Below are 10,291 nucleotides of genomic sequence, written 5' to 3'. Positions count from 1 at the left end.
AGCTCATTTTGAAACTGACGAGATAAAAAACATCTCTTGTTTGCTTCCATTTTATACAGCCTGGAAGGCATGTACCAAAATTTCAGCGTTGGATTTTGCAAGCAAAATCCGTACTCACTCGTTGTTCAGTTTTCAAAGATCAAGTCAACAGCCGTTTAACTGGCTGGATATATAATTTATCACGTGTATACCTATCAGGCAAGTTGTAATATTTCCCAATTTACTAGTTTGTATTTCTACACGGTGATTTACCTGGAACAACTGAGACTCTCTTATCTCCTACTTCAAGTGCAAAGTTGATCAGGTATAAACATCATAAATCAGAAAAGCAGAAGCTCTTTATGTATTGGAGGAACCGCTACTTCCGCTTTTTTAGATAAAATCCTGAAAGTTAGCTTAAAGCTGTAGCTAAATCCTGTATCAGAAGTTCAGCAGGCTCATGCCCTACAGCTAGGCGGATAAGCGATTCGGGCATGTGTTGTTTTTCTAGACTCTGCTTATTGAAGCCGTAGTTTGGTGAGATCACCTGGCTCTCCATAGACCCCCAAGATACACCGATCCGAATCAGTCGCAGTTTATTGATCACTCTGCATATATCCTCATAACCCGAATCTTTTAGTTCAAAACTGAATAATCCGGCATACCCTTTGAGTTGCCTACATGCCAGCTCATGTTGTGGGTGAGAAGGAAGTCCGGGATGATTCACTTTTGAAATGGCCGGATGATCTGATAGAAAACGAGCAACCAACAGAGCATTTCTCTGATGGGCTTCCATTCGGAGCGGGAGTGTTCTTAGCCCCCGAATGAGTAGCCATGCTTCAAAAGGGGCCAACGAGCCGCCAATCAACTCATACTCTTCAGCATACATACGATTTATTATCTCTTTAGAAGCGATCACTGCCCCTGCAATTAAATCATTATGACCACCCAAGTACTTGGATGCGGAGTGAACAACGATATCTACGCCCCATTCTAATGGTTTTTGAAAAAGGGGTGTAGCCCATGAATTATCTATGATTGTGCGGATGCCCTTCGATTTGGAAAGCGAAGCTACCTCCTGAATATTTACCATATCGAATGTGAATGAGGTAGGAGACTCCATAAGAATAGCACGGGTCTGCGGGTTGATGGCATCAGCAACTGCTTCCGTAGAAGTGGAATGTACAATTGTATAATTTATATTGAACTTCGATAAGTATTTAGCTAGGCTGACGGAGGTTTCGTATATGTGTCCGACCAGAATCAGATGGTCCCCGGCGGATAAACTACACATTAAAGCCGCACTGATAGCAGCCATTCCGGAAGCAAAGCACTTGCAGTCCGCCCCACCTTCCAGTGCAGCAATCATTTGCTCTGCAATCTGAACGGTAGGATTGGTTCCCCTCGAATAGACATAATGCTCCTTTTCATTATTAGCCGCTTCAGCATAATCTTCGTAAGTATCAAAGAAAAATGGAGCAGTCTCATAAATAGGAGGAGCAGCAGCCTTAGCAAAACACCCTAGTTCGTCCTCAAATCGGAGACAGATAAGCTGATCATCCGAGAAACTCAAATCTGATCACCACTTTCTGAAAAATTTCAAACTCATGAGGTAGTCTCCTCAATCCGGGACTCAAATATTCTATAGGGTTATTTCAAAAATCTTTTAAAGAACTGCTGGGATCTAAAAATGATAATTAAATGCATGAAATAAATATGGAGCAGTGAATGGAAGCAATGAGTAAAAATACACTCAGGGTATCAGAGTTGATCATCTGTATTTCATTGTTTGAGCTGGGAAGTACAACCCTGACTGTTCACCTTGCTCCTCTTTTTTGGCTTAATTATCAAAATGGTCTTATTTTTAATGTTTTTTCTATCTCATTGGCACGATATGAAGTGTTCCATCCTCGCTTAACTCTGCATAGGCAATCTCATCGATACTATCATATCCCTGCTCTCGCACCTTAGCCTTAATCTCTCCAATATCAATTGTTTTCCCACGCATAGATTCATTTAGCAACCTTCCCTTATCAATGACAGTAACAGAAAAAAGATCAGGCTGTGCATCTATTCCCATATCCTGAGCGGCGGGTGGCTCGTATTCAGGTTTCCGCATGACTGACAAGGAGCCGTTCGTCTCTAACGTAGCGTACCAGACCTCACGCAGAGAAAAAATATTTTGCTGGCGTAGCATGGAGAGTAGCTGTGTAAATTCTATGTCATATTTCTCCAGCATTTCTTGATTAACCTGCCCTTTATCCACGAGCAGCACTGTTCGACCTTCTGCCATATATCCAAATTTCACAAAATGGGTCGTCGCTTTTTCAAAAAAGTAGGCCAGCGCGCACCATAGTGCCAAAGCAAATAAAAGCTGCCCAATGGTCACCTTATCGTCATATAACGTATTTCCCACAATTTCGCTTAACACCAATGATGTTAGGAAATCGAGTGGTGTTAACTGACTGAGTGTTTTCCGACCTGTAATAAAAGTAATGATCCACAAGCCAAAAAAGCTGATGATCAATTTGACACCAATCGAAACAAATACCTCCATAAATAGGCCTCCCGGAAGAAGTTGTTTTGTTATGTGTTATTTACACCGGCCTACCTCAGCATAAACAGAGGATTATTCCTGAAATGTCCGAATAAAAAAGCCCGCTACCAACTAGAGGCAGCGAACTTTTTAATTACGGCTAGTATATAATCTTAATCAAAGGCAATATGCCAGCTCCCGTAATTTTGTGCATAGTGACATCATTGCCCGCTAGCTTGGACTCCGGAGTCAGATTATCTACTTTTCACAAGCAGCTGAATCGCTTCTTTAACCAGCTTATCCGTGTCTCCTCCTGCCTCTTGCTCTTCCAATATACATCGTTGCAGATTCTCTGCTACAATTTGGGCAATCGCTTTATCTGATGCGTTACGTACGGCAGATAACTGGCTAACGACGTCTTTGCACGATTTTCCTTCATCCATTAAACGAAGTACCCCACGCACCTGTCCCTCAATCCTCCTCAGGCGCGTTTTCAGTTCATCACTGTAATTGTAATCCATAAGTAATGCACTCCTTTTTTGACTTACCATATACACGTATAGGTATATTATAAACCAAAAAAATAAATAGGATACCCTAAATAAATAGATTCACCTTGCCCTGGGAAGCATCCCCCAAGTAGGCGGCTACCCCAGCATATTCCAAACCTTCGATTAGCTCTTCTTGCTGCAGCCCTAACAAATCCATGGTCATGGTACAGGCGACGAGCTTGATCCCCTGCTCTCGTGCCAACTCTATAAGCTGCGGCAAGGAAAGCGCATTGTGTTTTTTCATGACATGCTTGATCATCTGTGGACCGAGTCCGGCAAAATTCATTTTGGATAGTGCAAGCTTTTTGGGTCCACGAGGCATGATCCAACCAAAGGCTTTTTCGAGTATCCCCTTATTAGTGCTCACGATTTCATCCTTGCGTAACGTATTTAGCCCCCAAAAAGTAAAGAAAATAGTTACTTCGTGATCATATGCTGCCGCTCCGTTCGCAATAATGAATGCAGCAATCGCCTTATCCAGCTCCCCGCTGAATAATACAATCGTTGTTTTGGGTGTGCTCATATGGATTCGCTTCCCTTAGTCTCTCCAGCCCATTCGGATATGCCTGAAAGCACAGATTTGACTTTTTTAGCGCCTTTGGCAACTAATAACTGACAAGCCATTTCACTGCGTGCTCCAGCTTGGCAAATCACTGCGATCTCTTCTTCCAAGTTCAGTTCAGAAAGTCTGTGCTCCAGTTCGCCAAGAGGGATGTGCTTAGATCCAGGGATATGTTTAAGCGTAAATTCAGCGGGTTCACGAACATCGAGTAAAATGAAGTTCTCTTTGCCAGAACATTTTGCTTGTAGCTCTTCATGGCTTATCGTAGAAGAAAATATTTGCTCCTTCTTCACCTCAGCTAGATTTGCTTTTTGTAGATAATGTCTCATTACATCTCCATCTTGGAGGGTGCCCAAATATTGATGTCCGGTGTTTTTGGCCCAGCTCTGAAAATCGGCTAATGAACCTTTGTCAGTCGCCTGAACCTCCATAATCTTTCCGGGAACGAGCTCATTCATAGCCTTTCTTGCTTTTACAATAGGCATAGGACAAGCTAGCCCTTTACAATCAAGAATATGATCTGCTTGGATATTGTTAGTTGATGACATTCTATAACCTCCGCCTGTTTTTTGAGGGGCTTAGCTTAGTTAAATCTTTTATACATATACCCCTATAGGTATTAGGATAATGATACTCACTTCTCTTGTCAACTTATTTGGCCGTTTTTTCTCAGAAGCAAACAAAATCATGTCTTAAACAAATAAAATTAAAAGCAAAAAAAGCCGCGCAAAAACGCGACTCTAATGCATAAACATAAACCAAAATTAATCGTCTTTTTTCATCAGTTCTGGCAGATCCAGCGACATCGAAATATTACACAGCATACCTCTAGCGAGAAAAAGCATCGTTCTTTCCATTGCTTGTTCAATACCTGCTCGTCGGAAAGCATCATACACCGTCGTATGAATTTCACGTAACCCTTGCTGCATCACGCTTACAACCTCATCCTCGCGGATCGTCTGCGCCTGCATTTGCAAAAGTGTTTCATTACGGTATTCCGTCATAATTTGCGAATAGGCTGCAATTAGCTCTTGCTCGAGCTGCTCAGATGAGGCCGAATGAATGACGCTGTGAAAAGAATCTATGATACGTGTAAAGGAAACCTTCAGGGCTTCAACAAGCAATGCTTCCTTGGTAGCGAAAAAACGAAAGACATAGGGTTGAGAAATATTGGCCCGTTCTGCAACTTTGGCTGTTGTAGCTCGGTAGTAGCCCATCTCAGCAAACACTTCAATGGCAGCAGATATGATTTCCTTTTGGCGATTTATAGATGTTGACGTAGCTTTAGTCATGTTTTTTCATCCTTTTATTTAACACAGTTTTCTGATTAGTGATTAATCAATTACAAAATAGTATAAACGACATATACTAAAAATACAATGAGCTTGAACAAAGTCGCCTCCGCAATTCTAACGAAAACGACTCTGTTATATACATCCAATTATGGCGTTTTAGAGTTAAAATATAATCGGATATAATTGACCTTTTGCGTTTTGGTTTGATAGGAAAATACTAAATTATAACTAAGTCCTGATGTGTTATTGATCGTATAATTAGCTTCTGCTGTGTCAGGTATGTCTCTAGAGGTATCAACGGTTTCCGTAGGTTGGCCTAAATCGTCAACAATTTGTTTGATAAGCAACTTTTTATAGTCTGGATCGGAAGATGTAATTTCTGTAACTTTATCGCTTCCATCCAGCATGATATCTGTATGATACTTAGCGTAACTTCTCATAGGACCAGTAGAACCAGACTCGGATTTCCCCCACAGCTCAAATAAAAGATCGCTGCTAGTTCCCAAGCCAAGACCTTTAGGCAAATTCGGTAAGGTTCCCTGCTTGGCTGCGCTAAATATAGCAGCTGCAGGGCTGTGTTTACTGTGAGGTGTAGCTGTACTATTGGCAGATTCTTGATGGGTCGAGGTTGAGGTTGAGCCTTGCCCATTAGTATTGAGATCCTTGTTCTGATCTGTAGAACTAGCAGGCGATGTGACTGTTTCTGCTTTAGTAGGAGCAGTTGATTTTGCTTCCCCGCTATTGCTGCATCCTGTCATCACAGCAAAACCTATCGCCAATAAAGCACTAGTGGTGATTAGCTTGTAAGCCAACTTTTTACGATCATAAGATTGATGTGTATGCTTCATTATAAGATCACTCTTTCCTTGTTCATGGGTACAAACCAAGTGTAACCGAACCTCGTTTCCAGAATACCTCTACTTGTTTCCAACTTGTAAACAAGGACATTAATGATTTTCTAATATACACTATTTACGACCATAAGATCCCAGCTGTTGTTTAGAAAAGGAGTAAGGAGAGTCACTCTTCTTCAACCATATATTCCCTTTAATGATGAAGATGTATACAGCAAAAACAAAGTAGATCGTACCCGCAATCCAGTCTATTGCCGTTGGGATGTCTCGCTGTACTATTGCATGTATATACCAAATTCCGACTGGAACATGCAGGAGAAGTGCCGTAAACAAGCCAGGATTATATAGGGTTTTTGCTTTAATATTTACGACGATACCGTGCCAGACGACCTGAAAAAATCCCATAAAAACGGGTGCGAGTCCAAGCCAGATTACTTGCGGAAACCATACGGGGAGCAGGTAAAACACATAGGCAATTGCAACATTGATAATCATCGCTGATTGAGTGTTTAAGGGGTAATGATCGGGTGCTTCACTTTTAAACATAACGTTGTTAAATAAACCAGCAAAATATCCAGGCCAGCGGTACTCCTCAAATTGATGAAACAATATAGCTACAAAACTCAACCATAACATGCCTGTTATATCCGAAAGGATAGCTTGATTCATAAGCAAAACAACACATACGACCACACCGATTATAGCCCCTGCATCTTGCCAATATTTTCTCAAATAATTCATATTAGTCACTCCTATGCTTTATTTTTGATCAAAATATCTTTCAAACAGCAGATTTAATTGTTCCTCTATTGAAGGTATTTTCACAACTGCCCCTGATTCAAGAATCGGACTCATCAGTGCGGGCAGAAAAATAGCTCCGAATATTTGCAGCATCATCGCTAACAAGCGCTCCGGCTGTTGCTCGCCTGTCAGCTCCTTGATCGTGTTCTGAACCTTTGGAAATCCCATTATGTTTAAAAACCTTCCGTATTCCTGTTGAGATGTGAAGGGCGTGCTACCCATGGCAATAATTCGCGAAAGAAGCTCTGGATATTGACGAATCACCTGTAAATAGTTATGTAAAAATTGTTTCAGTCTATCTTGGGGGGGGATCGCTGTATTATCCAAAATAGAAAAGGTGTGTTGAAAGCCATTTAATATCACTTCAATAGCTTCACTGAGCAAATTTTCCTTGGAGCCAAAATAATAATTAACTAATGAAATATTAGTAGCAGACAGATCGGCAATTTTTCGGATTGTAACCGCCTCAAAACCTTCCTTTTGAATAAATTCCAGCGTAGCGTCTAAGATTTTTTCTTTGGTTTGTTGTTTTTTGTCTGGGTGATTCATGTTTTTCCTCCTCCTGTTTCGTTCAATCATAACGGACAAATGAAACGGACAACTTTATATAAGTAACTTTTCAAACAACAATTAAAACATTGTTTAAATTTTTGTTTGAACTCAGTTTAGCACTTTATATTTCACAAAACAAGGAGTGATTTGAGATTTAGGGAATAGAAAAACCCGCATACGAATGAGATCGTTTGCGGGTTGATTGAATTGAGGTTGAGAAAAGGACTAAATAGCCCAATTTCCTTTGCGGAACACGGCTTCTTTACTTCCATCTTGCAGTTCGCCATCAATATCCAGCTCAGCTGAGCCGATCATGAAGTCAACATGAGTCAGACTGACATTGGCACCGTTCTGGAGCAGCTCCTCCCGGTTCATTTGTGTCCCATTTTCCATATTAAATGGATACGCACTGCCTAGGGCCAAGTGACAGGAGGCATTTTCGTCGATACCTGTATTGTAAAAAATACGATTGAGATTGGAGATCGGTGAATCGTGCGGCACCAGCGCAACTTCTCCCAAATAGCTGGCCCCTTCATCCGTAGCGAGCAAATGAGTCAGATGCTGCTCGCCGGATTCTGCTGTATATTCAGTGACTTTACCGTCCTTAAAGGTAAACGTTATGCGATCCACCAGTTGTCCATTTAAATTGAGTGGCATGGTACTTGTGACATGACCATTCACACCTGTACGCTTAGGCATCGTGAACACTTCTTCTGTCGGCATATTCGCGACAAAGTAATCTCCGCGCTCGTTCTCCCCACCGCCGCTGCGCCAAATATGCCCGTCAGCCAGTTCAATTCGCAAATCTGTTCCTGGTGCACGATAGTGGAGACTTTTATACTTTTTATGGTTCAGCTTGTCTTGTACCTGTTCAAGGTTTTTCAAATGTTTCTGCCAATTCTGAATAGGATCAGAGCCATCTACACGGTTCATTTGGAAGATTGTATCCCACATGACACGTATACGATCCTCTTCTGCTACATCTGCAAATACTTTATCGGCCCAAGCCTTCGTCGGCGCTTTAATTAAACACCAGCTAATTTTATGATTTCGGGTATATTTGGAAAAACTTTCTCTCGCCGTAGCTGCCGCCTTAGTCGCACGAGATACCTTTTGTGGATCAATGCCTTGATATAAATCGGGGTTCGGCACTTTAATCGTTAGTGTGGCTCCACCCTCTTCGGCAAATTTCTCCATCATTTCTGCCTTCCAAGCAGGGTAGTAATCGAAGCTAGCTTCGTCACCATGTTCAAAACGACTACGTGTAATGGAATCATCCTCAAACTCTACCTGTACATATTTAGCGCCTGCTTCATAGGCTTTGCTGACAATCAGGCGTGTAAACTCAACAGTTTCCAGTGGTGCAGTTACCAAAAACACCTGTCCAGGCTGAATGTTAACCCCTACTCTTACAACCAGTTCTGCGTATTGCTCCAACAATGATTCAAATGTACTCATTTTTCCACGCTCCTGTTCCGTTTTGATTATATTGAATAATTTCATCATTACAGTACGGATTGCTTCTCCAGTTCACGCAGCTCCACTCTTCGTATTTTGCCTGAGCTGGTTTTAGGGAGTTCTTTAATAAACTCTATTTTTCGTGGGTATTTATAAGGCGCCGTCCATGTTTTCACATGATGTTGCAGTTCCTTCACTAACGCCGGTGATCCTTCTACCCCAGCTTTGAGTACGACAAAAGCCTTTACAACATGTCCACGGATCTCGTCAGGGCTGGCTACGGCAGCACATTCCTGCACGGAGTCATGCTTCATAAGCGCTTCCTCTACTTCAAAAGGACCAATGGTATAGCCAGAACTGATAATGATATCATCCCCACGTCCTTCGAACCAGAAATATCCATCCTCATCTTTGCGAGCCCGGTCTCCCGTAACAAAATAATCTCCGTGGACACTAGTTAATTTGCGTTCTGGATCATGGTAATACGTTTGGAATAATGCCGGCAGATCAGCGCGTACCGCAATATCGCCCACTTGCCCCGGAGCCAGCGGAATGCCATCCTCGTCTACGACCTCAACGAGTCCCGGTGCAATAGATTTGCCCATCGAGCCTGTACGCAGAGGTGCATCCTTTAAATTACCAATAATTAATGTGCTCTCCGTTTGACCATAGCCGTCACGAATCGTAATGTTGAACTGCTCCTGAAACTTATTAATGACCTCCTGATTGAGAGGCTCTCCCGCAGAAACTGCGCTGCGCAATTGGGATAGATCATATTGATCCAAACCATCCGTTTTCGCCATAATCCGATATTCTGTCGGCGTACAGCACAACACTTGGATTCCGTACTGCTGCATGAACTGCAAATAGCGACCCGGACGAAACGGACCATTATATACGAATCCGGTCGCTCCATTCCCCAGTACAGATAAAAACGGACTCCAAATCCACTTTTGCCATCCTGGTGCAGCTGTAGCCCATACTACGTCTGAAGCTCGAATATCCAACCATGGTGATGTTATCCGCAGATGAGCATATCCCCAGCCATGGCTATGTACAACACCTTTAGGATTTCCCGTGGTGCCCGAAGTATAGGCCAGAATGGCCATGTCGTCACGGTGCGTCTTCACAGCTTCAAAAGTATCTTCCTGTCCATCCATCAGCTCATTCAGCACGAGCCAGCCAGATACATCTGGCGTGTCGTCCCCGGAGACCACGATACGATAATCCAGAGTAGGCAAATCATCGCTTATTTTGTCCACTTCACCTGTTACTCCGTTCCAGGCAATGACTGCGCGTGCTTCAGAATGGCGAAGACGATATGCAATATCCTTGGCACGCAGCATTTCTGAAGATGGAATGACAGCAAGCCCCAGCTTCAAGCAGGCTATATAAATTACATACGCAATAATACGCCGTGGTACTACGACCAGAACTCTGTCACCTTTGTTAAATCCCAGACTTGCGAGTCCTCCAGCCAGTCGGTTAGCCTTTTTCAACAGCTCTCCATAGGTGATTTCTTCGTATTCTCCTGTCTCACTCAGCCACTTAAGTGCTGTTTTATCAGCCTCATGGTGTTCCATTTCCGAAGTCATATTGTAAGATTCAGGCGCAAGCCATTGTTGTTGATCTGTCAAATTATACCTTCCCCTTTATACATAAGATGAGATCCACTTTCTTACTGTAGTATAACACGTCTTAGT

11 protein-coding genes are annotated in these 10,291 nt (G+C 42.5%); all 11 read right to left on the bottom strand.

All coding sequences use genetic code 11. The features are described from left to right. Positions 1-391: 391 nt before the first annotated feature. Complete coding sequence (locus MLD56_RS11970; RefSeq protein WP_029516789.1) at positions 392-1,552, bottom strand: trans-sulfuration enzyme family protein; 1,161 nt, start codon at positions 1,550-1,552, stop codon at positions 392-394. Between the two features lie 303 nt (positions 1,553-1,855). Then, complete coding sequence (locus MLD56_RS11965) at positions 1,856-2,536, bottom strand: YetF domain-containing protein (RefSeq protein ID WP_029516790.1); 681 nt, start codon at positions 2,534-2,536, stop codon at positions 1,856-1,858. 233 nt (positions 2,537-2,769) lie between these two features. After that, positions 2,770-3,036: a metal-sensitive transcriptional regulator gene (locus MLD56_RS11960; RefSeq protein ID WP_013310304.1), complete on the bottom strand. Its 267-nt coding sequence runs from the start codon at positions 3,034-3,036 to the stop codon at positions 2,770-2,772. A gap of 76 nt (positions 3,037-3,112) precedes the next feature. Then, positions 3,113-3,589, bottom strand: a complete 477-nt coding sequence (locus tag MLD56_RS11955) for a DsrE/DsrF/DrsH-like family protein (RefSeq protein ID WP_029516791.1) — start codon at positions 3,587-3,589, stop codon at positions 3,113-3,115. Then, positions 3,586-4,176, bottom strand: a complete 591-nt coding sequence (locus MLD56_RS11950; protein WP_029516792.1) for a sulfurtransferase TusA family protein — start codon at positions 4,174-4,176, stop codon at positions 3,586-3,588. The genes MLD56_RS11955 and MLD56_RS11950 overlap by 4 nt, the downstream gene beginning before the upstream one ends. A gap of 216 nt (positions 4,177-4,392) precedes the next feature. Then, entirely contained in the window at positions 4,393-4,920 is a 528-nt protein-coding gene (locus MLD56_RS11945) for a TetR/AcrR family transcriptional regulator (RefSeq protein ID WP_029516793.1), read from the bottom strand. Between the two features lie 149 nt (positions 4,921-5,069). Further along, on the bottom strand, positions 5,070-5,771 hold the full coding sequence (locus tag MLD56_RS11940; protein WP_029516794.1) for a DUF4309 domain-containing protein: 702 nt from the start codon (positions 5,769-5,771) through the stop codon (positions 5,070-5,072). A 120-nt stretch (positions 5,772-5,891) separates the two neighbouring features. Then, on the bottom strand, positions 5,892-6,518 hold the full coding sequence (locus MLD56_RS11935; protein ID WP_029516795.1) for an HXXEE domain-containing protein: 627 nt from the start codon (positions 6,516-6,518) through the stop codon (positions 5,892-5,894). Positions 6,519-6,536: 18 nt separating this feature from the next. Then, on the bottom strand, positions 6,537-7,127 hold the full coding sequence (locus MLD56_RS11930) for a TetR/AcrR family transcriptional regulator (protein ID WP_029516796.1): 591 nt from the start codon (positions 7,125-7,127) through the stop codon (positions 6,537-6,539). A 228-nt stretch (positions 7,128-7,355) separates the two neighbouring features. Next, the gene (locus tag MLD56_RS11925; RefSeq protein WP_029516797.1) at positions 7,356-8,588 is read right to left on the bottom strand and encodes an aminopeptidase; all 1,233 of its coding nucleotides are present in this window, start codon (positions 8,586-8,588) and stop codon (positions 7,356-7,358) included. 47 nt (positions 8,589-8,635) lie between these two features. Next, positions 8,636-10,225 carry an acetate--CoA ligase gene (locus MLD56_RS11920; protein WP_029516798.1) on the bottom strand — a complete coding sequence of 530 codons (1,590 nt, stop codon included), beginning with the start codon at positions 10,223-10,225 and terminating at the stop codon, positions 8,636-8,638. Positions 10,226-10,291: the final 66 nt, after the last annotated feature.

This window comes from Paenibacillus peoriae, from assembly GCF_022531965.1.
GTDB classification, from domain to species: domain Bacteria; phylum Bacillota; class Bacilli; order Paenibacillales; family Paenibacillaceae; genus Paenibacillus; species Paenibacillus polymyxa_D.
This window is presented reverse-complemented; position numbering and strand designations above follow the sequence as displayed.